Below are 20960 nucleotides of genomic sequence, written 5' to 3' on the forward strand. Positions count from 1 at the left end.
CCCAACCCCTGTTCAAGGAGCCAGCCATGGCCCTGGAAAAACACGGCACCTGCCTGTGCGGCGCCACCCGGCTTACCATCACCGTCGACGATACCCACATCACCGCCTGCCATTGCAGCATGTGCCGCAAGTGGACCGGTGGCCCGCTGCTCGTGGTTGATTGCAGCAAGCCCCCGCTGATCGAGGGGCGGGCGCCCAGCGTTTATGACTCCTCCGACTGGGCACAGCGTGCTTTTTGCGGCCAGTGCGGCACGCACTTGTACTACCGGCTCAAGGCCAACGACTTCCATGCCATACCGGTCGGCCTGCTCGATGGCGACCAGGACTGGGATTTCAACATGCAGATTTTCGTCGAAGAGAAACCCGCCTGGTACTGCTTCGCCAACCAGACCAGGGAACTGACCGGCCAGGAAGTCTTCGAGCAGAACAGCTGATTCAGGCCTGCGCCAGCAGCCACTCGGCAAACATTTGGGCGGTGTGCTGTGGTCGAAGCGCCAGCACGAAACACCACGCGCGCTTGCCAAACCGATGCATTCCTGAGAAAAGGGCGGCTTTGTTTTCAAGCGTTGGAGTATGCCCGTGAGCCAAGAACTGCAGATCATCGAACTGGTCGAGGGGGACGGCAAAGCCGCCGTCAAAGGCGCCCTGATCACTACCCAGTACACCGGCTGGCTGGCCGATGGCAGTGAGTTCGATTCGTCCTGGTCGCGCGGCAAGCCGTTCCAGTGCGTGATCGGCACCGGCCGGGTGATCAAAGGCTGGGACCTGGGCCTGATGGGCATGCGCGTGGGCGGCAAACGCAAGCTGCTGGTACCGGCGCACCTGGGCTATGGCGAGCGCAGTGTGGGGGCGATTCCGCCGAATTCGGCCCTGACCTTCGAGATAGAGTTGCTGGAAGTGCTGACGCGGGATGATTGAGCGGCCGTTTTGCAACGCTCAGGATGGCATTCACTACTGATGGCGTCCCGCAATTGTCGGGGCGATGTGGCGGGTAACCCGATTTCTCTGCCACACGAGCCTGCCTTGATGAAGTTGCCAACATTCTTCCGCCGTCGCCGTCACCTGCTGCTGAGCCTGGTGCTTACAGCTGTCGCCGTGCCGCTGGCGCTGGAGGCTGTCGAAAGCCGCGCGCAACCGGTGGATGGCACCCAGACGCTGGTGTTCCTGCGCCATGCCGAGAAACCCGGCGAGGGCTTAGGCCAGTTGAACTGCCAGGGCCTCAACCGTGCGCTGGACCTGGCCACGCTGCTGCCCGACATGAGGGTTTTAGTCCTTGGCTGTGGCAGTGCAGCGGTTGGCCCGGGTGATGTGTTGGCCTGTGCCGGCCTCTTCGCGGGCACGCCCGCTCCCACAAGATAACCACAAGCCTGAAGGCTGTGGGGGCCCTGTGGGAGCGGGCGTGCCCGCGAAGAGGCCGGCACTGGCAACTAAAGGACTAGCGGCCGAACCGCATCGGCCAACCCACCACCTTCTTCACCCGCGGCGTGGCATAGGTGCGCACCTTGGAGGTACTCAACCCCATGCGCACCAGCGCTTCGGCAATGGTCACCGCCGCACTCACGCCATCCACCACCGGCACCCCGGTACGCTGGCGGATCTGCTCGTCCAGCCCGGCCATGCCGCCGCAACCCAGGCAAATCACCTCGGCCTTGTCTTCGCGTACGGCGCGTTCGGCCTGCTCCACAATCGCCTGCACAGCACGCTGTGGGTCGGCTTCCAGCTCCAGTACCGCCAGCCCGCTGGCCCGCACCGAGGCGCAGCGGTCATACAGGCCAGAAAGCTTCAGGCGGTCTTCGATCAGCGGTACGGTCCGGTCCAGGGTCGTTACCACCGAATAGGCATGGCCCAGGTACATTGCCGTGCTGGCAGCGGCATCGGTGATGTCTACCACCGGCACATTCAGCAGCTCCTGCAGGCCTTCGCGGCCGTGTTCGCCATAACCGGCCTGGATCACGGCGTCGTAGGGGCCCTCGTAGGCCAGTACCCGGTCCATCACCGCAATGGCTGCCAGGTAGCTTTCGAAATTGCCTTCCACCGATTCGGCGCCGAACCAGGGGGTGAGGCCGACGATTTCGGTGCCGGGCGCGGCTACCGTACGGGCCTGTTCGGCGATGGCCTCGGTGATGGCTGCGGTGGTGTTGACGTTGGCGATCAGAATACGCATGGGCAGTCTTCCCTGATTAATGGCTGCTGTGGTCGACGGCGATGCACTCGCCGCTGACATCGTGGTACTGGCGGTTGCGCGGCGCGATCAGCAGGTAGAGTGCGGCGGCGATGCCGGCCCCTATCAGCCAGGAAAACGGCGCCACACTGTGGAAGTTGGGCACCAGGGCCAGCACGATGGCCAGCAGTGCGGCCGGCAGGAACGCGGCCACGGCGCGCAGGTTGATGCCTTTGCTGTAGTGGTAAGCGCCGGCCGGGTCTTCGCTGTACAGCTGCGGCACGTTGATGCAGCCTTTGCGCAGCAGCCAGTAGTCGGACATGATCACCCCGTACAGCGGGCCGAGCAGGGCGCCCAGCCCCGACAGGAAGTACACGATCACCAGCGGGCTGTTGTACAGGTTCCACGGCAGGATCAGTACCGCCACGGTGGCGCTGATCAGCCCGGCACGGCGGAAGTTCAGGTGGCGCGGCGCCAGGTTGCTGAGGACGAAGGCCGGGGCGACGAAGTTGGCCATGATATTGACCGCCACGGTGACGATCAGGAACGCCAGGCAGCCCAGTACCAGGAAGGGGGTGCTGGGAATGGCGGCGACGATTTGCGTGGGGCTGTCGATGACCTGCCCGTTGATCTGGAATTGCGCACCGCAAAGCACCACGGTGATCACCGCGAACACCAGGATGTTCACCGGCAGCCCCCAGAAATTGCCGACGCGGATGGTCTTGCGGCATGGCGAGGAACGGGCGAAGTCGCAGAAGTTCAGTACCAGGGTGCCGTAGATCGCCAGCCACAGGGCGCCGCCGGCGAAGATGTTGCGCCACATCTCGTAGCCGGTCAGGGGCTCGGCCACCGACCAGGCGATACGCGCGTCAGCCTGGGCGTACATGAACACCGCCAGCGCTGCCACGGTCAGCAAAATCACCGGGCCAGCGAAGCCTTCGTAGCGGCGTACCATTTCCATGCCGTAGGCAAGAATCACCAGCTGCACCAGCCAGATCGCCACGAAACACACCCAGCCCAGGCTCGACAGGCCAAGAATGCTGTCGTGGTCGTAGGCGGCCATGTGCGGCCATACGGCGGTAAGCAGTACCCGCAGCACGACCGAGGCCAGGTAAGTCTGAATGCCGAACCAGGCGATGGCGATGATCGCCCGGATCAGCGCCGGAAGCTGTGCACCATGGATACCGAAGGCGATGCGGCTGATGACCGGGAACGGCACCCCGGTTTTTTGCCCCATGTAACCGGACAAGTTCATGAAGAAGTACACCAGCGCGGCGCCAATGGCCAACGACAACAGAATTTGCCAGCCACCGAGGCCGAGGGCGAACAAGCCCATGGCGAATGAATAGTTGGCAATGTTGTGCACATCGTTGGTCCACAACGCGAAGATGCTATAGCCACCCCAACGCCGGCCTTCGCTTCGCGTGGGGGCAAGGTCGCGGTTATGCAGGCGTGGGCTCAGGGCCAGTTCGGGATGCTGGCCGGCAAGGGTGGAATTGGGGTGGGTGCTGACGACGGATTGTTCAGGGGCAAGATCGAGGCTGCTACTCATTCCGGCGGGCTCCTGATGCACATGGACTGCGATGAGCGGGCATGCGCACGGGCTCGCCATCTCGTCTATGCAGCGTTGGCATCACAGGGTTGTAGGCGCGGCGGCCGGTATTGGGTCGGCGCCGCAGGTTATTGTGTATTTATGTTTTGTTTAAGTTGTATACAAAACATAAGCACACAAAAGCCATTTCTGTGCCAGATAGAATCCAGTTCTTGATAGTGTTTTTTTCAGGATTGAGTCAGGTGTGGGATAACTAGCTGAAATACAGGCGTTATAAATTGACCATTTGAACAAGTTTATTTTTGGTTTGCAGGATAACTTGATCAAATGGTCAAAATTAGTTGTTGTGGGGGTGTAACGTATTGGGGCGCCGCTTGGAGAACTGCACACAAAAATGGCACTTAAGGTGACATTCTTGTGTACAAAAAATAGTCAGCTTTCACCTTTCCCTGCGCGCCGGCCCCTCAGTCAGGGTTGTGCGGGCCCCATCGGCGGCAACCGCCGTTTGACCGGGCTCTTCTTGATGATTGCGGTGTTGGTCTCGGCCAACACATTGATGCGGTCCAGCAGGGTGTCCAGCTGCTCCATCGAGCGCACATGCAGCCTGGCGATGAAGCAGTCCTCGCCGGTGACCTTGTCGCACTCGGTGAATTCGGGGATGGCAATGATCTGCCGCTCGACTTCCTGCAATTGCCCGGGCAGTGGGCGGATACGCACGATGGCTTGCAACTGGTAGCCGAAGGCACGTGGGTCGACATTGACCGTGTACCCGCGCAACACGCCACGTTCCTCCAGCCGGCGCAAACGCTCGCCGACGCTGGGGGCAGACAGCCCACTTACCTGCGCCAGGGCCTTGAGCGAGCGGCGTGAGTCCTCCGTCAGCGCGTTGATCAACAGTTGGTCGATGGCGTCGGTCATATGCACCTCAAAGGGTAGGTGGCGTAATTTGCCTTGATAGTAAAGGCAAAATTATGAGTTTGCCTTGCTAATCGGCTGGAAGGTTGCACGGGGCCCTCTGCATACTGTTGCCATCGACGAGAGGAGGTGTGGGATGGACAATTCATTGCGCCGGGGGTCGCTGGAAATGGTAGCGGCCATGCTGATTTCCGGGACCATCGGCTGGTTCGTGCTGGCGTCCGGCCTGCCGGTACTGGAGGTGGTGTTCTGGCGCTGCGTGTTCGGTGCCGTGGCCTTGCTGGCCATCTGTGCCGCGTTCGGTTTTCTGCGCCCCGGCGTGATCAGCCGCCCGGCGCTGCTGCTGGCGATAGCCAGCGGCGTGGCTATCGTCGGCAACTGGTTGCTGTTGTTTGCCTCGTATTCGCGGGCGTCGATTGCCATCGGTACCGCGGTGTACAACGTGCAGCCGTTCATGCTGGTAGGCTTGGCGGCGTTGTTTCTGGGTGAAAAAATCACCTTGGCCAAGCTGAGCTGGCTGAGTGTGGCGTTCCTCGGCATGCTGGCCATCGTCAGTGCCCATGGCGCCGCGCAGGGGGGTGGCGAGGACTACCTGCTGGGCATTGCCCTGGCGTTGGGCGCGGCGCTGTTGTACGCCATCGCGGCATTGATCATCAAGCGGCTTAGCGGTACGCCGCCGCATCTGATCGCGTTGATCCAGGTGAGCACCGGCGTGGTGTTGCTGGCACCCTGGGCCAAGCTGGGCGGCCTGCCGGGTGAAATGCCGGCGCTGGCCAGTTTGCTGACGTTGGGGGTTGTGCACACCGGCCTGATGTATGTATTGCTGTATAGCGCCATCCAGCGCTTGCCCACGGCATTGACCGGGGCGTTGTCATTCATCTACCCCATTGCAGCGATCCTGGTCGACTGGGTGGCCTTCGACCACCGCCTGACGCCGCTGCAATGGCTGGGGGTGGCGTTGATCCTGCTGGCGGCGGCAGGGATGCAGCAGGGGTGGTGGTTCAGACCCAAGTCGTTGGTCATCAAGGGCCATTGAGGCCGCGAAGCGCCCTTTCGCAGGCAAGCCAGCTCCCACAGGGATCGCCTTAGGGCTGACAGGTGTTTGCCACAAGGTATGGCAGCGCCTGTTAGAGCGAGCGCCGCCCGCGCGGCGCAATCGCGAGCTGCGCTCGCTCCTACGTTTGTTTCGGGCCAATTATTCCTGTGGGATTCGCGCGCGAACGCCTTGGTGCATGCCTCAATATCGCGCCGTACAAACAAGGCGGCCGCGCGCGCCTGTCACAGGCGTTACTGGCCCGAAACAAACGTAGGAGCGAGCGCAGCTCGCGATTGCGCCGCGCGGGCGGCGCTCGATCTCACAGGCGCTGAAGATGCTCCGGCTACCCTTGCCAGAAACCATAGAATCTCCCACAGGTACTGCACAGGGCTTGAAATTTATGCGGTAGCTGGTTTGCCTGCGAAGCGGCCTCAGCGGGTAGAATGCCGCTTTTGCCAGCCTGCGACCTGTCATGACATCCCCAATCGCCACCCTCGAGCAACACCTGCTCGCCGCCCTCGACCCTGCCCCGCAGGAAACCCGCCGCCTGTTCCACGGCCGCGGCCGCTGCTGGGCAGGCCTGGAGCAGATCACGGTCGATTGGCTGCAGGGGGTGCTGTCGGTCGCCCTGTTCCGCGAACCGCCCGAAGGCCAGCTGGCCGAGCTGGAGACGATGTTGCGCAACCTGGCCGAGCGCCCACTGTGGACCGGCCAGGCCATCATCATCCAGCACCGCTACCTGCCTGACAGCCCGGGCCAGTGGTTGCTGGGCGAACCCTGCCAGCAACGCGAAGTGGTCGAGGACGGCCTGACCTACCTGCTGGACCTGGGCGTGCGGCAGAACAACGGTCTGTTCCTCGATATGCGCTATGGCCGCCGCTGGGTGCGTGAGCAGGCGGCGGGCAAGCGGGTACTAAACCTGTTCGCCTACACCTGCGGCTTCTCGGTGGCAGCGGTGGCCGGTGGGGCCGAGCAGGTGGTGAACCTGGACATGGCCAAGTCGGCCCTGGCGCGCGGCCGGGACAACCACCGCCTCAATGGTCACGACGCCTCGCGGGTAGCCTACCTGGGGCATGAGCTGTTCAAGTCCTGGGGCAAGGTACGCAAATACGGCCCTTATGACCTGATCATCATCGACCCGCCGACTTTCCAGCGCGGCAGCTTCGTGCTGACCCAGGATTACGCGAAGATCCTGCGACGTTTGCCGGAGTTGTTGAACGCGGGTGGGACGGTGCTGGCGTGCGTGAACGACCCGGGGATCGGGCCGGAGTTTTTGATCGAGGGGATGGCCGAGCAGGCGCCCTCGCTGGGGTTTGTCGAGCGGCTGGAAAACCCGCCGGAGTTTCCGGATGTGGACCCGGCGGGCGGGCTCAAGGCTTTGGTATTCCGCCAGGTGTGATGTTGCTTGTGGCGGCCCATTCGCGGGCTTGCCCGCTCCCACAGGTACTCCACAGCATTAGGATGTGTGGTGATCCTGTGGGAGCGGGCAAGCCCGCGAAGAGGCCGGTAGTGGCAACGTCAAGCCCCCAGAGCCTGCACCGGCAGCGGATACACCTGGGCAAAACTCACATTCTCAGTCTGGTCCACCCGCTTCTTCAGCCGTTCGTTGAACGCCCGGCTCACCGCATACTGCCCACCGGAAATGGTGCGGAACTGCGCCGTCAGGACAAACCCGTTCAAGTCCATGCGGTCCACACCGAAGACCTGCAGCGGCCCCTGCAAGTTGATGCGCAGCAGGGGGTCTTCGCTGATCGACTGGCCTACCTCATGAATCAGCGCCAGTGACGCGTCCACATCACTGTCATAGGTGAACTGCACCGAAAAGAACGCATAGGCGAACTGCCGTGATTGGTTGGTAACCGCCTTGATCTGGCCAAACGGCACCGAATGCACGAAGCCCTTGCCATCGCGCAGGCGCAGGGTGCGGATGGTCAGGCTTTCTACGGTTCCGGCATGGCCGGAGTCCAGCACTACCCAGTCGCCGATGGAAATGGTGTCTTCGATCAGGATGAACAACCCGGTAATCACATCCTGGACCAGTTGCTGCGAGCCGAAGCCGATGGCCAGGCCGATCACCCCGGCACCGGCCAGCAGCGGCGCTACGTTGATACCCAGGTTGGCCATGGTGGTGATGGTGCAGATCACGATCAGGATCACTTTGATGGCGTTGCGCAGCATCGGCAGAATGGTCCGCACCCGCGTGCTTGGCTGGCGGGCATTGCGGCGCCCGGCAGCTGGCTTGAGCGCTTCCTGGATCGCCGTATCGAGCACCACCCACAGCAGCCAGGTGACCAACAGGATCAGGCCGATGCTCGACAGCGAGTTGCTGATCGCCTGGCCCAGGCGGTTGCTGAGGGCAAAGTCGATCACCGAGAACCCCCAGATGCGCCCCAGCAGCTCGATGAAGGCCACTGCCATGGCAATGCGCAGCAGGGCGTGGGCGAGGCTGCGCAGCAGTTCCTTGTAGGGCCGCACCCGCTGCGCCGGGTCGCTTTCGCGGGGGGCCAGCAAGTGTTGCAGCAAGGTGCTGAGGAACAGCGTCGAGACCAATAGCACGGTGGTCAGCAGCGCGTTCTGCAGGGCTTTCTGGCTTTCGGCACCGGCACCTACCAGGTTGACTGCCGAGACCAGGATCATCAGCAGGATTGGCAGGTACCACAGTGTCGAGAAAATGCGCAGGGTTTCCTGTACGGCGCGGTGTTGTACCCGGTCCTTGTACGCGCGGTTGCGGATCAAGTGGGCGACCGGGCGCCGCAGGCGGATCACCAGGCTGGCGAAGATGAAGGTGGCAGTCAGGCCGGTGACCACCGCGACGCTGGCGGTGATATTGCCGCCAAGCTGGCGGGCGATCTGCGGGCTGGTCAGGGCGTCGCTCCAGGCGGCAAGGAAGCCGATGAGGAACAGCGGCCGTGGTGCCAGGCGCTTGATCACCGCCACGGCAGGGCGTTTATGGCCAGCGTCGAACAGGGTGATCAGGCAGAGGATGATCGACGTCGAGAACAGCCCGCTGCTGGTCGCATAGGCCAGGCTCAGGCCAAGCGCGCGTGCCACGGAGGGGTCGAGGAAGCGGCTCACATAGAGCGTCACGGGCAGGCTGGCCAGGGCTGGCAAGGTGTAGGGCAACAGGTACCCCAGCAGGCCACTGACGCGTTTGTGCTCGCGCAGCCAAGGGCGGCGCGACACCCGTTTGACGACCCAGCGCCCACCACCGCCAAGCAGGCCGAACGCGGCCCCCCAGGTGAGGGTCAGGAGCAGGAAGTTGCCCGCCAGGTGCAGTGAGTCACTGGCCGAATGGCGGTCGACCAGGCGCTCCACTTCCTGGGCGGCGCGGTCGGTGCGCAGGCGCCAGGCGTCAACCAGGTGGGCGTCGAGGTCCATCTGCCTGGCAGCGCTGTCCAGGCCATCGGCCAGAGCGCCCAGCAGGCCGCCTTGCAAGACTGGCTCGGGTTCGGCGGGTGGGTCCTCGCTGGGGGCGGGGTCGGCAGCCAGCAGGTGAGTGCTCAACAGGCAGCCGAGCAGCAGGGTCGAGAGGAAACGCAGCACTGGAGTACTCCTTGGGCCGGGGTGAGCGGGGCAGGGTTACTCAGGGAACTGAGGCTGCAGGGGTGAGAAAGTTCGATTTGGGTGTGTTGTCCGGCCAGGCCTATTCGCGGCTTTAGCCGCGAACTGGCCTGGCCTGAGTGAATCGATTACTGCTTGTCGGTATAGATCTGGTCGAACACGCCACCGTCGTTGAAGTGGGTCTTCTGCACGGTGCGCCAGTCACCAAAGGTCTTTTCCACCGACAGGAAGTCGACTTTTGGGAAGCGGTCGGTGTACTTGGCCAGCACGGTTGCATCGCGTGGGCGCAGGTAGTTGTTGGCGGCAATCTCCTGCGCCTCTGGCGACCACAGGTACTTGAGGTATTCCTCGGCCACGGCCTGGGTGCCTTTCCTGGCCACCACCTTGTCGACCACACTCACCGGTGGCTCGGCCTCGGCCGACACGCTCGGGTAGACCACCTCGAACTGGTCGCGGCCAAACTCGCGGGCGATCATTTCGGCTTCGTTTTCGAAGGTCACCAGCACGTCGCCGATCTGGTTGGTCATGAACGTGGTGGTCGCGGCCCGGCCGCCGGTATCCAGCACCGGGGCCTGTTTGAACAGCTTGCCAACGAAGTCCTTGGCCTTGGCTTCGTCACCGCCCTGCTTGAGCACGTAGCCCCAGGCCGACAGGTACGTGTAGCGGCCATTGCCCGAGGTTTTCGGGTTGGGCACGATCACCTGCACGCCGTCCTTCAGCAGGTCGGGCCAGTCTTTCAGCGCTTTAGGGTTGCCCTTGCGCACGATGAAGACGGTGGCCGAGGTGAACGGCGCGCTGTTGTTCGGCAGTCGGGTCACCCAGTTGTCCGGCACCAGCTTGCCATTGTCGACCAGGGCGTTGATGTCGGTGGCCATGTTCATGGTGATCACATCGGCCGGCAGGCCATCGATCACCGCACGCGCCTGCTTGCTGGAGCCGCCGAAGGACATTTGCACGTTGACCTTCTCGTTGTGCTCGGCCTGCCAGTGTTTCTGGAAGGCTGGGTTGTAGTCCTTGTAGAAGTCGCGCATCACGTCGTAGGAAACGTTGAGCAGGGTAGGGGCGGCCTGGGCGATGTTGCCCAAGGCCAGGCCTGCGGCGAGCAGCGAGGCGGTGAAGAGTCTTTTCACGTTGCTTCCTTGTTCTTGAAGGTTTTTGGGGCAGATTGCCAGCGACTATAGCGGTTGGATTTGTGCGGGTTAAAGAACAAAAACGACTTTGGTTATTCCGCTGCCTGTACTGGCCCTATCGCCGGCAAGCCAGCTCCCACAGGGATCGCCTTAGGGCTGACAGGTGTTTGCCACAAGGTATGGCAGCGCCTGTTAGAGCGAGCGCCGCCCGCGCGGCGCAATCGCGAGCTGCGCTCGCTCCTACGTTTGTTTCGGGCCAGTAACGCCTGTGACAGGCGCGCGCGGCCGCCTTGTTTGTACGGCGCGATATTGAGGCATGCACCAAGGCGTTCGCGCGCGAATCCCACAGGAATAATTGGCCCGAAACAAACGTAGGAGCGAGCGCAGCTCGCGATAGCGCCGCGCGGGCGGCGCTCGATCTCACAGGCGCTGAAGATGCTCCGGCTACCCTTGCCAGGAACCATAGAATCTCCCACAAGTATTGCACAAGGCTCAGTCCCGGTGGTGCACATTGTGGGAGCTGGCTTGCCGGCGACAGGGCCCGATCGGGCAACATCACTGTTTGGGGAATAACCCACTCCCACACCGCGAGCAGAACGCCGCGCTTTGTTCATGGGTCTTTTTCTTGCAGACCGGGCAATCATGCTGCAGCTGCTCACCCCGCATGGCGTTGGCCAGCTCTGCGGTAAAGATCCCGGTCGGCACGGCAATGATCGAATAACCGATGATCATCACCATCGACGAAATTACCTGCCCCAAAGGCGTCTTCGGCACGATGTCGCCAAAGCCCACGGTGGTCAGGGTGACGATCGCCCAGTAGATGCCCTTGGGAATGCTGGTGAAACCGTGCTCCGGCCCTTCGATCACATACATCAGCGTGCCGAACACCGTGACCAGGGTCGATACCGTGACCAGGAACACGATGATCTTCTGCTTGCTGCCGCGCAGCGCGTCGATCAGGTAATGGGCCTGCTTGAGGTACGGGCTGAGCTTGAGTACGCGGAAGATCCGCAGCATGCGGATGACGCGGACGATCAACAGGTATTGGGCGTCGCTGTAATAAAGCGCGATGATCCCCGGCACGATCGCCAGTAAATCGACCAGCCCATAGAAACTGAAGGCATAGCGCAGCGGCTTGGGCGAGCAGTACAGGCGGGTGAGGTACTCGGCCAGGAAGATCGCGGTAAAGCCCCATTCGATACCGGCCAGCAGGCCGGCGTAGCCCTGGTGGACTTCGTCGATGCTGTCGAGGATCACCGTGACCAGGCTGGCCAGGATGATCAGCAGCAGGATTTTATCGAAGCGCCTGCCAGCGACGGTGTCGGTCTGGAAGACCATGATGTAAAGCCGCTCGCGCAGGCTTGCAGGGTTGTTCATTGGCTCATTCCGTAGTGCGATGGGCTGAGCCTAGGGGCTGTGTTTCAGCTGTGCAAGCGGCTGGCGTCGCGCTGCTTGGGCTGGGCCAGCTGGCAGCCCAGGTGCATCAGCCAGCAGGCGGCGACGAAGGGTGCGGTGAGGCCGGGCAGCGGCAACAGCTTGAACAGTGATTGCAACAGCAACGCCAGGGCAATTGCCAGCAGTGTGACCCATGGCTTTTCACCTTGCCTGCTGAAGGCCAGCGCCGCCAGCGCGGCGTTGAAGCCAGCCAGGCCCATCCACGCTGCTTGCGCCTGGCCTGTGAGCAGCGCCATGCCGCCCCCGATGGCCGAGCCAATTACCGCCCACACCGCCGCATAGGGTTGGGCGATGAACATGCCGACGATGATCAGCAACCCGGCCAACGGCTGGTCGAGCAGGAAGATCTGCCCCACGCCGCGGGCCAGGGCGTACAGCGGTTCGGCTTCGACGAAGCCGGTCATCGAGGGTTCGGCGAGCAACAGCGTGCCCCAGCCCAACAGCACGAACGGCGCGGTATAGGCAACCAGCAGCTTGCCGCCGCGCTTGCGCCACTGGTGGGTAATGATGCTGGACAGGCCGCCGGCGGCGATGACCAGTGGCGGCAGGATGGCCGACCAGGGCAGCACGGCGCTGATCAGGATGCCGATCAGGACGCCGTTGTAACAATACAGCCCGGCCTGGCGGTCGGCACGGTCGTAGCCGCGGCGCTGGGCAGTGAGCAGGCCGGCGAGGGCGCCGAGCAGGGCGCCGCCGACCAGGTCGGGCGCAGTCAGCAGGATGGCCAGCAGGCAGCACAGGCCGCACAGGGGGTTGCGCAGCAGCAGCACCTGGCTGAAGCCGTTGAGTAACGCCGTGGCCCAGTCGGGGCACGGGTTGACGAAATGTTTGCTGTACATGGGGCAGTCAGTGAAGTGGATGGGGAGCGGTGGGCCTCTTTGGGCCTCGGTTTTCCGCGATTCTTTGCTTTACCACCGACCCTGTGGGAGCGGGCGTGCCCGCGAAAGGGCCAGCAGGGTCAACGCAGTTGCCTGGACTGACGCATTCGCGGGCACGCCCGCTCCCACAGGGGCTATGCAGTGGCTTAGATCAGTGTTTCGATCCGCAGCGTGTTGGTCGACCCAGGTTTGCCGAACGGCACCCCGGCAGTGATCAGCAGTGTGTCGCCCCGGCTGGCCATACCTTGTGCCTGGGCAATTTCCAGGGCCGTGGAGACCACCTCATCCACCTGGCGCAGGCGGTCATTGACCACCGAGTGCACACCCCAGGCCACGCTCAGGCGCCGCGCGGTGTTCAGGTTGGGCGTAAGGTTGAGGATCGGTGCCCGTGGCCGTTCACGCGAAGCGCGCAGGGTGGAGGCGCCCGACTCGCTGTAGTTGACCAGCACCGCCACCGGGAGGATGCCGCTGATACGGCGGATTGCGCAGCTGATGGCGTCCGACACGGTGGCTTCGGCCTTGGGCCGGCCGACGTCGAGCTGCGCCTGGTAGTCCGGGCCGTTCTCGACCTGGCGAATGATCTTGCTCATCATCTGCACAGCCTCCAGCGGGTAATCCCCCGAGGCAGTTTCGGCCGACAGCATCACCGCGTCGGCACCCTCGGCCACGGCGTTGGCCACGTCGGTTACTTCGGCACGGGTCGGTGCCGGCGAGAAACGCATCGATTCGAGCATCTGCGTGGCCACCACCACTGGCTTGCCCAGCTGGCGGCAGGTGCCAATGATGCGCTTCTGGATCTGCGGCACGCTTTCGGCCGGCACTTCCACGCCCAGGTCCCCACGGGCCACCATGATGGCGTCGGCCAGTTCGGCGATGGCTTGCAGGTGCTCGACTGCCGACGGTTTTTCGATTTTGGCCATCAGGTAGGCGCGGCCGCCAATCAGCTGGCGCGCTTCAACGATGTCTTCAGGGCGCTGCACGAACGACAGGGCGACCCAGTCCACGCCCAGCTCCAGGCCAAAGGCCAGGTCGCGGCGGTCTTTTTCGGTGAGCGGCGAGAGGTCGAGCACCGCTTGCGGTACGTTGACGCCCTTGCGGTCCGACAGCTCGCCACCGTTCAGCACTTCGGTGTCGATTGCGTCGCTGTGCTTGGCGGTTACCCGCAGGCGCAGCTTGCCGTCGTCCAGCAGCAGGTCCATGCCTGGCTCCAGGGCGGCGATGATCTCGGGGTGCGGCAGGTTGACCCGGCGGTTATCGCCCGGGGTGTTGTCCAGGTCCAGGCGCAGAGCCTGGCCGCGTTGCAGCTGGACCTTGCCTTCGGCAAAGCGGCCGACCCGTAGCTTGGGCCCTTGCAGGTCCATGAGAATACCCAGGGGGTAGTTCAACTGCTGCTCGACTTCGCGGATCCACTGGTAACGCAGGGCGTGGTCGGCGTGTTCGCCGTGGCTGAAATTGAGGCGGAAGATGTTCACCCCCGCTTCGACCAGTTGGCGGATGTCGTCGATGCCTTCGATCGCCGGGCCGAGGGTGGCGAGGATCTTCACTTTTTTATCAGGCGTCATGATTGGGCAGTCTCGAGGATCAGGATGGCGCGGAAGTCGTTGACGTTAGTGCGGGTCGGCTCGGTGACGATCAGTGCGTCCAGCGCGGCGAAGTAGCCATAGCCGTTGTTGTTGTCCAGCTCATCGCTGGCCGACAGGCCCAGGGCTTCGGCGCTGGCGTAACTGGCCGGGGTCATGAAGGCGCCGGCGTTTTCTTCCGAGCCGTCAATGCCGTCGGTGTCACCGGCCAAGGCGTACACGCCCGGCAGCCCTTTCAGGCTTTCGGTGAGGCTGAGCAGGAACTCGGCATTGCGCCCGCCACGGCCATTGCCGCGCACGGTCACGGTGGTTTCGCCACCGGACAAGATCACGCAGGGCGCTTTCAGCGGCTGGCCGTGCAGCACGATCTGCCGGGCGATGCCGGCATGCACCTTGGCCACTTCCCGCGATTCGCCTTCCAGGTCGCCGAGGATCAGCGGGCTGAAGCCTGCCTGGCGCGCTTTGACTGCGGCGGCTTCCAGCGACTGCTGGGGCTTGGCAATCAGCTGGAAGTGGCTGCGAGCCAGGGCCGGGTCGTCGGCCTTGACGGTCTCCGAGGCCGGGTTGTTGAGCCAGTCGATCACCGCTTTTGGCGCTTCGATGTTGTAGCGCTTGAGAATGGCCAGGGCATCGGCCGAGGTGCTCGGGTCGGCCACGGTGGGGCCGGAAGCGATTACCGTGGCGAGGTCGCCGGGTACATCGGAGATGGCATAGGTGTAGACCGTTGCCGGCCAGCAAGCCTTGGCCAGGCGCCCGCCCTTGATCGCCGAGAGGTGCTTGCGCACGCAGTTCATCTCGCCGATGGTGGCGCCGGATTTCAGCAGTGCCTTGTTGATCTGCTGCTTGTCGGCCAGGGTCAGGCCCTCGGCGGGCAGGGCCAGCAGGGCAGAGCCACCGCCGGAGAGCAGGAATATGACGCGGTCTTCTTCATTGAGGTTGCTGACCAGTTCCAGCACGCGCTTGGCCACGGCCAGGCCGGCGGCATCCGGGACCGGGTGGGCGGCTTCGACCACCTCGATCTTCTGGCAGTTGGCGCCGTGGCCGTAACGGGTGACGACCAGGCCGGAGACTTCGCCCTGCCAGCTTTTCTCGACCACTTCGGCCATGGCGGCTGCGGCCTTGCCGGCGCCGATGACGATGACCCGGCCGCTACGGTCGGCGGGCAGGTAGGGTTCGAGAACTTGACGGGGGTGGGCGGCGGCGATGGCTGTGTCGAACAGGTCGCGGAGAATTTTTTGCGGATCGACCGACATGGCAGGCTCCCAATTATTGTTGTTCTGCACAATCAAAAACGCCCCTGGAACTGCCTCCGTGCAGGCCGAACCAGGGGCGGGTGTTGCTCGGTGCCACCTTTGGGCCTGTGGTCGCAGGCTCATCGGTGTTGGCTTCTTCGCGGGCTTGCCCGCTCCCACAGGAATATCGTGGCCCGCAGGCCTGCGCAGTACCTGTGGGAGCGGGCAAGCCCGCGAAGAGGCCAGTGATTATTTACTTGTCGTCGCGGATCGAGAAGTTGGCCATGTGCTCCAGGCCCTTGATCAGCGCCGAGTGGTCCCAGTTGCCGCCACCCAGGGCCTGGCAGGTGTTGAACACTTGCTGGGCATTGGAGGTGTTGGGCAGGTTGATGCCCAGCTCCTTGGCGCCTTGCAGGGCCAGGTTCAGGTCCTTCTGGTGCAGGTTGATGCGGAAGCCCGGGTCGAAGGTGCCCTTGATCATGCGCTCGGCATGCACCTCGAGGATTTTCGACGAGGCAAAGCCACCCATCAGCGCTTCACGCACCTTGGCCGGGTCGGCGCCGTTCTTGGCGGCGAACAGCAGCGCTTCGCTGACAGCCTGGATATTCAGGGCGACGATGATCTGGTTGGCCACCTTGGCGGTCTGGCCGTCACCGTTGCCACCCACACGGGTGATGTTCTTGCCCATGGCCTGGAACAGTGGCAGGGCGCGCTCGAAGGCGTTCGGGCAGCCGCCAACCATGATGCTCAGGGTGGCGGCCTTGGCACCTACTTCGCCACCGGACACCGGGGCGTCCAGGTAGGCGGCGCCGGTGGCCTTGATTTTTTCGGCGAAGGATTTGGTGGCGGTAGGGGAGATCGAGCTCATGTCGATCACCACCTTGTTCGGGCCCACGCCTTCGGCCACGCCGTTGTCACCGAACAGCACGCTTTCCACTTGTGGGGTGTCCGGCACCATGACGATGATGAACTCGGCTTCCTGGGCCACTTCTTTCGGGTTGGCCAGGGCCACTGCACCGGCGGCGATCAGGTCGGCTGGCGCGGCGTCGTGGTGGGTGGAAACGAAAATGCTGTGCCCTGCTTTTTGCAGGTTCTGGGCCATGGGCTTGCCCATGATGCCGGTGCCGATGAAACCGATTTTAGCCATGAGAATATGCCTCTTTGTATTTGTGGTGTCTCAAGCTGTGGGAGCGGGCATGCCCGCGAAACAGGCGACTCGGTGGATGGCACCGGCTATGCCGGTGTTCGCGGGCATGCCCGCTCCCACAGGGTTTCGTGTTTCACAGGGCGCTAGCGTTCAGCCGTTCAGATTGCGTTATGGGTCTTCAGCCAGCCCAGGCCTGCTTCGGTGGTGGTCAGCGGTTTGTATTCCGCGCCCACCCAGCCCTGGTAGCCGATGCGGTCCAGGTGTTCGAACAGGAAGCGGTAGTTGATCTCGCCGGTGCCTGGCTCGTTGCGGCCGGGGTTGTCGGCCAACTGGATGTGGTTGATCGACTTCAGGTTGGCTTCCATGGTCCGGGCCAGGTCACCTTCCATGATCTGCATGTGGTAGATGTCGTACTGCAGGAACAGGTTGTCGCTGCCCACCTCGGCCTGGATTTCCAGGGCCTGCTGGGTGGTATTGAGATAGAAACCAGGGATATCGCGGGTGTTGATCATTTCCATGACCAGGCGGATGCCGGCGGCCTGGAGTTTGTCGGCGGCATACTTGAGGTTGGCGACGAAGGTCTTGCGTACGTCGGCACACTGCAGGCCTTGTGGGCGAATACCGGCCAGGGCGTTGACCTGGGTATTGCCCAGCACCTTGGCGTATTCGATGGCCTTGTCGACCCCCGCGCGGAATTCTTCGACGCGGTCGGGGTGGCAGGTGATCCCGCGCTCGCCTTTGGCCCAGTCACCGGCTGGCAGGTTGAACAGCACCTGGGTCAGGCCGTTGGCGTCCAGCTGCTGCTTGATTTCAGCCGCGCTGTAGTCGTACGGGAAGAGGTATTCGACGCCGCTGAAGCCAGCATCGGCGGCAGCCTTGAAGCGGGCCAGGAAGTCCTGTTCGGTGAACAGCATGGACAGGTTGGCAGCGAAGCGAGGCATAGTTGTCTCCTTGCGGTGAAGGCCCCCAGGGCATGCCTGGGGGCGTCAGGCGATCAGTCCAGCATCGAGATGGCGGTTGGCGCGTCGTTGCCGACCAGCGCCAGGTCTTCGAATTCGTTGACCGCGTTGATCTCGGTGCCCATGGAAATGTTGGTGACGCGCTCGAGAATCACCTCGACCACCACCGGTACGCGGAACTCTTCGGCCATCTTCTGCGCCTTGATCAGGGCAGGGGCGATTTCGGCCGGTTCGAACACGCGCAGGGCCTTGCAGCCCAGGCCTTCGACCACGGCCACGTGGTCAACGCCGTAGGTGGCAGCGTCGGTCGAGTTGATGTTCTCGAACGCCAGTTGTACACAGTAATCCATGTCGAAGCCACGCTGCGCCTGGCGGATCAGGCCCAGGTAGGCGTTGTTCACCAGCACATGAACGTACGGCAGGTTGAACTGTGCGCCCACCGCCAGCTCTTCGATCATGAACTGGAAGTCGTAGTCACCCGACAGCGCCACGACCTTACGCTGCGGATCGGCCTTGACCACGCCCAGTGCCGCAGGGATGGTCCAGCCCAGCGGGCCGGCCTGGCCGCAGTTGATCCAGTGGCGTGGCTTGTACACGTGCAGGAACTGCGCGCCCGCAATCTGCGACAGGCCAATGGTGCTGACGTAGCAGGTGTCCTTGCCGAACACCTGGTTCATTTCTTCGTACACGCGCTGCGGCTTGACCGGCACATTGTCGAAGTGGGTCTTGCGCTGCAGGCTGGCCTTGCGCTGCTGGCAGTCTTCCAGCCAGGCCTTGCGGCATTTCAGCTTGCCAGCGGCTTGCCATTCGCGGGCGACTTCCAGGAGTACGTCCAGCGCCTTGCCAGCGTCGGAAACGATCCCCAGGTCCGGGGTGAACACGCGGCCGATTTGGGTCGGTTCGATGTCCACGTGGACGAATTTGCGGCCCTCGGTGTAGACGTCCACGGAGCCGGTGTGGCGGTTGGCCCAGCGGTTACCGATACCGAACACCAGGTCCGACTTGAGCAGGGTGGCGTTGCCGTAGCGGTGCGACGTCTGCAGGCCGACCATGCCGACCATCTGCGCGTGGTCGTCCGGGATGGTGCCCCAGCCCATCAGGGTCGGGATTACCGGTACGCCGGTCAGTTCAGCGAACGCCACCAGTTTGTCGCTGGCGTCGGCGTTGATGATGCCGCCGCCGGCGACCAGCAGCGGGCGCTCGGCGTCATTGAGCATGGCCAGGGCTTTTTCGGCCTGCACGCGGGTGGCGGCAGGCTTGTTGATGGCCAGCGGCTCGTAGGCGTCGATGTCGAATTCGATTTCGGCCATCTGCACGTCGAACGGCAGGTCGATCAGCACCGGGCCTGGGCGGCCGGTGCGCATTTCGTAGAAGGCTTTCTGGAAGGCGTAAGGCACCTGGCCTGGCTCCAGCACCGTGGTCGCCCACTTGGTCACCGGCTTGACGATGCTGGTGATATCGACAGCTTGGAAGTCTTCCTTGTGCAGGCGCGCACGCGGGGCCTGGCCAGTGATGCAGAGAATAGGAATGGAGTCGGCCGAGGCACTGTACAAGCCGGTGACCATGTCGGTGCCGGCAGGGCCGGAGGTGCCGATGCACACACCGATGTTGCCCGGGTTGGCGCGGGTGTAGCCCTCGGCCATGTGCGAGGCACCTTCGACGTGGCGAGCGAGGACGTGATCGATGCCACCGACTTTCTTCAGGGCCGAGTACAGCGGATTGATGGCAGCCCCCGGGATGCCGAACGCGGTATCTACACCTTCACGGCGCATGACCAGAACGGCTGCATCGATTGCTCTCATTTTGCTCATGGTTTGTGCCTCATTGATTTTGTAATTGTATACAACTTGCTTTGCGATAGAGTGTATTCACGCCTGGCGCTGTAGGTCAATGGGTTTTCATCGGTTGACTTGGCTTTCCTCAGGGCGCCCATGAAAACGGGAGTTTGCGTGATCGCATACGATCGTTTTAAAATATTGTATACAAAAATAATCCTCGTTGTGTTCTATTTGTTCATCGGTTTTCAACTGCCCTCAGGGCTTCTCACAACAAGAAGAGGACCTTTTCATGAACGTTTTGAACCTGAAAGTCGCCGTTGGGCTGGTAAATGCCGCGCTGGCGGCGGCCCGCAAGATCAATGCGGCGCCGCTGACCGTGGCGGTGCTGGATGCTGGCGGCCACCTGCTGGCGCTGCAGCGCGAAGATGGCGCCAGCCTGATCCGCCCGGAAGTGGCCACCGGCAAAGCCTGGGGGGCGATAGCCCTGGGCAAGGGCTCGCGCTTGCTGGCGCTGGATGCGCAGCAGCGGCCGGCGTTTTTTGCCGCGCTGAACGGGATGGGTGAACGGCCGGTGGTGCCGGCGCCGGGGGGCGTGCTGATTCGTGATCAGGACGGCAAGGTACTGGGTGCTGTCGGGATCAGCGGCGATACGTCGGATATCGACGAACAGTGCGCGATCAGTGCGATCGAGGAGGTGGGGTTGCTGGCGGATGCCGGAGTAGCGGCGTAAAGCTCAAGATAGCCGGGGCCGCGTTGCGGCCCTTTCGCGACACAAGGCCGCTCCTACGGGGAATCGCGTAACCCTGAGGTGCGGCCTTGTGTCGCGAAAGGGCTGCAAAGCAGCCCTACTGGCCCTGTCAGGCCAGCTCGGGCTCACAGCCCTTGAGCACCATGCGGATGATGGTCTCGGCTGCTGCGTCATAATCGCTGTCGGCCAGCTTGGCCTTGCCGGTCACTGCAGAAATCTGCCAGTCGAAATCGGCATAGGTCTGGGTGGCCGCCCAGATGCTGAACATGAGGTGGTGCGCATCTACATGGGCGATCTGCCCGTTGTCGATCCAGCGCTGGATGCACTCGATGTTGTGCCGGGCCTGCTCGTTCAACTGCGCCACCTGGTTCGGTGACAGGTGCGGGGCACCGTGCATGATCTCGCTGGCAAATACCTTGGAGGCATGGGGCAAGTCGCGGGAAATGCGGATTTTCGAGCGAATGTAGGCGCTCAGCACTTCTTTCGGGTCACCGTCGGCATTGAACGGCGTGGACGCCTGCATGATCGGCGCGATGATGCTTTCCAGCACCTCGCGGTAGAGGTTGTCCTTAGACTTGAAATAGTAATACACGTTCGGCTTGGGCAAGCCGGCCTTGGCCGCAATATCGCTGGTCTTGGTGGCCGCGAAGCCCTTGTCGGCGAATTCCTCGCTGGCTGCGCGCAGGATCAATTCCTTGTTGCGCTCGCGAATGGTGCTCATGGTCAGGGATCTTCCTCGTGTCTGGCCACCTCTAAGAGGGATCGGGCATGGTAGCACCGGGCCCGACGGGCGCTCAAGGCAGCGGCTTTGGGCTAGAATTCTGGGCA

The 20960-nt window shown here is 63.1% G+C and carries 18 protein-coding genes and 1 pseudogene; 6 read left to right on the forward strand and 13 right to left on the reverse strand.

The features are described from left to right. Positions 1-26 precede the first annotated feature (26 nt). From AACG97_RS08875 to AACG97_RS08885, 3 genes and pseudogenes are all read left to right on the forward strand, one after another. Complete coding sequence (locus AACG97_RS08875; RefSeq protein WP_182368907.1) at positions 27-434, forward strand: GFA family protein; 408 nt, start codon at positions 27-29, stop codon at positions 432-434. A 145-nt stretch (positions 435-579) separates the two neighbouring features. Further along, entirely contained in the window at positions 580-918 is a 339-nt protein-coding gene (locus tag AACG97_RS08880) for an FKBP-type peptidyl-prolyl cis-trans isomerase (protein ID WP_009681945.1), read from the forward strand. Positions 919-1026: 108 nt separating this feature from the next. Continuing rightward, a pseudogene (locus AACG97_RS08885) lies at positions 1027-1257 on the forward strand (histidine phosphatase family protein); the annotation flags it as partial. A gap of 178 nt (positions 1258-1435) precedes the next feature. Here AACG97_RS08885 and AACG97_RS08890 read toward each other — a convergent pair. The 3 genes from AACG97_RS08890 to AACG97_RS08900 form a co-directional block, all read right to left on the reverse strand. Then, positions 1436-2164 carry an aspartate/glutamate racemase family protein gene (locus AACG97_RS08890; RefSeq protein ID WP_009681947.1) on the reverse strand — a complete coding sequence of 243 codons (729 nt, stop codon included), beginning with the start codon at positions 2162-2164 and terminating at the stop codon, positions 1436-1438. A gap of 16 nt (positions 2165-2180) precedes the next feature. Beyond that, positions 2181-3713, reverse strand: a complete 1533-nt coding sequence (locus AACG97_RS08895; RefSeq protein ID WP_009681948.1) for an NCS1 family nucleobase:cation symporter-1 — start codon at positions 3711-3713, stop codon at positions 2181-2183. 468 nt (positions 3714-4181) lie between these two features. After that, positions 4182-4631, reverse strand: coding sequence for an Lrp/AsnC family transcriptional regulator (locus tag AACG97_RS08900; RefSeq protein ID WP_115293650.1), 450 nt, complete (start codon positions 4629-4631; stop codon positions 4182-4184). Positions 4632-4764: 133 nt separating this feature from the next. Between AACG97_RS08900 and AACG97_RS08905 the strand changes: the two genes are divergently transcribed. Further along, entirely contained in the window at positions 4765-5664 is a 900-nt protein-coding gene (locus AACG97_RS08905) for a DMT family transporter (RefSeq protein ID WP_115293651.1), read from the forward strand. Between the two features lie 472 nt (positions 5665-6136). Beyond that, a complete protein-coding gene (locus AACG97_RS08910) occupies positions 6137-7063 on the forward strand; it encodes a class I SAM-dependent methyltransferase (RefSeq protein WP_115293652.1) in 927 nt (308 codons plus the stop codon). 119 nt (positions 7064-7182) lie between these two features. Here the strand turns inward: AACG97_RS08910 and AACG97_RS08915 are convergent, their stop codons facing one another. The 9 genes from AACG97_RS08915 to gcl all read right to left on the reverse strand — a co-directional run bounded on the left by AACG97_RS08915 (position 7183) and on the right by gcl (position 19417). Then, positions 7183-9207, reverse strand: coding sequence for a mechanosensitive ion channel family protein (locus tag AACG97_RS08915; RefSeq protein ID WP_115293653.1), 2025 nt, complete (start codon positions 9205-9207; stop codon positions 7183-7185). Between the two features lie 146 nt (positions 9208-9353). Then, a complete protein-coding gene (locus AACG97_RS08920; protein ID WP_009682682.1) occupies positions 9354-10355 on the reverse strand; it encodes a sulfate ABC transporter substrate-binding protein in 1002 nt (333 codons plus the stop codon). A gap of 555 nt (positions 10356-10910) precedes the next feature. Continuing rightward, complete coding sequence (locus AACG97_RS08925) at positions 10911-11732, reverse strand: ion transporter (RefSeq protein WP_009683949.1); 822 nt, start codon at positions 11730-11732, stop codon at positions 10911-10913. 44 nt (positions 11733-11776) lie between these two features. After that, entirely contained in the window at positions 11777-12649 is an 873-nt protein-coding gene (locus AACG97_RS08930) for an urea transporter (RefSeq protein WP_115293654.1), read from the reverse strand. A gap of 185 nt (positions 12650-12834) precedes the next feature. Further along, complete coding sequence (gene pyk / locus AACG97_RS08935; RefSeq protein WP_054881312.1) at positions 12835-14250, reverse strand: pyruvate kinase; 1416 nt, start codon at positions 14248-14250, stop codon at positions 12835-12837. Further along, positions 14247-15521 carry a glycerate kinase type-2 family protein gene (locus AACG97_RS08940; RefSeq protein WP_054890196.1) on the reverse strand — a complete coding sequence of 425 codons (1275 nt, stop codon included), beginning with the start codon at positions 15519-15521 and terminating at the stop codon, positions 14247-14249. The genes pyk and AACG97_RS08940 overlap by 4 nt, the downstream gene beginning before the upstream one ends. Before the next feature lie 232 nt (positions 15522-15753). After that, positions 15754-16647 (reverse strand): 2-hydroxy-3-oxopropionate reductase, encoded by an 894-nt coding sequence (locus AACG97_RS08945; RefSeq protein ID WP_115293655.1) that lies wholly within the window; start codon positions 16645-16647, stop codon positions 15754-15756. Positions 16648-16805: 158 nt separating this feature from the next. Next, entirely contained in the window at positions 16806-17588 is a 783-nt protein-coding gene (gene hyi, locus AACG97_RS08950; RefSeq protein WP_009683944.1) for a hydroxypyruvate isomerase, read from the reverse strand. Between the two features lie 53 nt (positions 17589-17641). Beyond that, positions 17642-19417 carry a glyoxylate carboligase gene (gene gcl, locus AACG97_RS08955; RefSeq protein ID WP_054881315.1) on the reverse strand — a complete coding sequence of 592 codons (1776 nt, stop codon included), beginning with the start codon at positions 19415-19417 and terminating at the stop codon, positions 17642-17644. A gap of 256 nt (positions 19418-19673) precedes the next feature. On the opposite strand from gcl, the gene AACG97_RS08960 reads away from it, so the two are divergent. After that, positions 19674-20114 carry a GlcG/HbpS family heme-binding protein gene (locus AACG97_RS08960; RefSeq protein ID WP_115293656.1) on the forward strand — a complete coding sequence of 147 codons (441 nt, stop codon included), beginning with the start codon at positions 19674-19676 and terminating at the stop codon, positions 20112-20114. Positions 20115-20241: 127 nt separating this feature from the next. On the opposite strand, the gene AACG97_RS08965 is transcribed toward AACG97_RS08960, so the two are convergent. Then, complete coding sequence (locus AACG97_RS08965) at positions 20242-20853, reverse strand: TetR/AcrR family transcriptional regulator (protein ID WP_009683940.1); 612 nt, start codon at positions 20851-20853, stop codon at positions 20242-20244. Positions 20854-20960 lie beyond the last annotated feature (107 nt).

The organism is Pseudomonas sp. Nvir, from assembly GCF_963778085.1.
GTDB classification, from domain to species: domain Bacteria; phylum Pseudomonadota; class Gammaproteobacteria; order Pseudomonadales; family Pseudomonadaceae; genus Aquipseudomonas; species Aquipseudomonas juntendi.

Excerpts from the sequence above, each read along its gene's own strand:
- AACG97_RS08875 (WP_182368907.1), top strand. The coding sequence starts at position 27 with ATGGCCCTGGAAAAACACGGCACCTGCCTGTGCGGCGCCACCCGGCTT.
- AACG97_RS08890 (WP_009681947.1), bottom strand. The coding sequence starts at position 2,164 with ATGCGTATTCTGATCGCCAACGTCAACACCACCGCAGCCATCACCGAG.
- AACG97_RS08895 (WP_009681948.1), bottom strand. The coding sequence starts at position 3,713 with ATGAGTAGCAGCCTCGATCTTGCCCCTGAACAATCCGTCGTCAGCACC.
- AACG97_RS08900 (WP_115293650.1), bottom strand. The coding sequence starts at position 4,631 with ATGACCGACGCCATCGACCAACTGTTGATCAACGCGCTGACGGAGGAC.
- AACG97_RS08905 (WP_115293651.1), top strand. The coding sequence starts at position 4,765 with ATGGACAATTCATTGCGCCGGGGGTCGCTGGAAATGGTAGCGGCCATG.
- AACG97_RS08910 (WP_115293652.1), top strand. The coding sequence starts at position 6,137 with ATGACATCCCCAATCGCCACCCTCGAGCAACACCTGCTCGCCGCCCTC.
- AACG97_RS08925 (WP_009683949.1), bottom strand. The coding sequence starts at position 11,732 with ATGAACAACCCTGCAAGCCTGCGCGAGCGGCTTTACATCATGGTCTTC.
- AACG97_RS08930 (WP_115293654.1), bottom strand. The coding sequence starts at position 12,649 with ATGTACAGCAAACATTTCGTCAACCCGTGCCCCGACTGGGCCACGGCG.
- pyk (WP_054881312.1), bottom strand. The coding sequence starts at position 14,250 with ATGACGCCTGATAAAAAAGTGAAGATCCTCGCCACCCTCGGCCCGGCG.
- AACG97_RS08940 (WP_054890196.1), bottom strand. The coding sequence starts at position 15,521 with ATGTCGGTCGATCCGCAAAAAATTCTCCGCGACCTGTTCGACACAGCC.
- AACG97_RS08945 (WP_115293655.1), bottom strand. The coding sequence starts at position 16,647 with ATGGCTAAAATCGGTTTCATCGGCACCGGCATCATGGGCAAGCCCATG.
- hyi (WP_009683944.1), bottom strand. The coding sequence starts at position 17,588 with ATGCCTCGCTTCGCTGCCAACCTGTCCATGCTGTTCACCGAACAGGAC.
- gcl (WP_054881315.1), bottom strand. The coding sequence starts at position 19,417 with ATGAGCAAAATGAGAGCAATCGATGCAGCCGTTCTGGTCATGCGCCGT.
- AACG97_RS08960 (WP_115293656.1), top strand. The coding sequence starts at position 19,674 with ATGAACGTTTTGAACCTGAAAGTCGCCGTTGGGCTGGTAAATGCCGCG.
- AACG97_RS08965 (WP_009683940.1), bottom strand. The coding sequence starts at position 20,853 with ATGAGCACCATTCGCGAGCGCAACAAGGAATTGATCCTGCGCGCAGCC.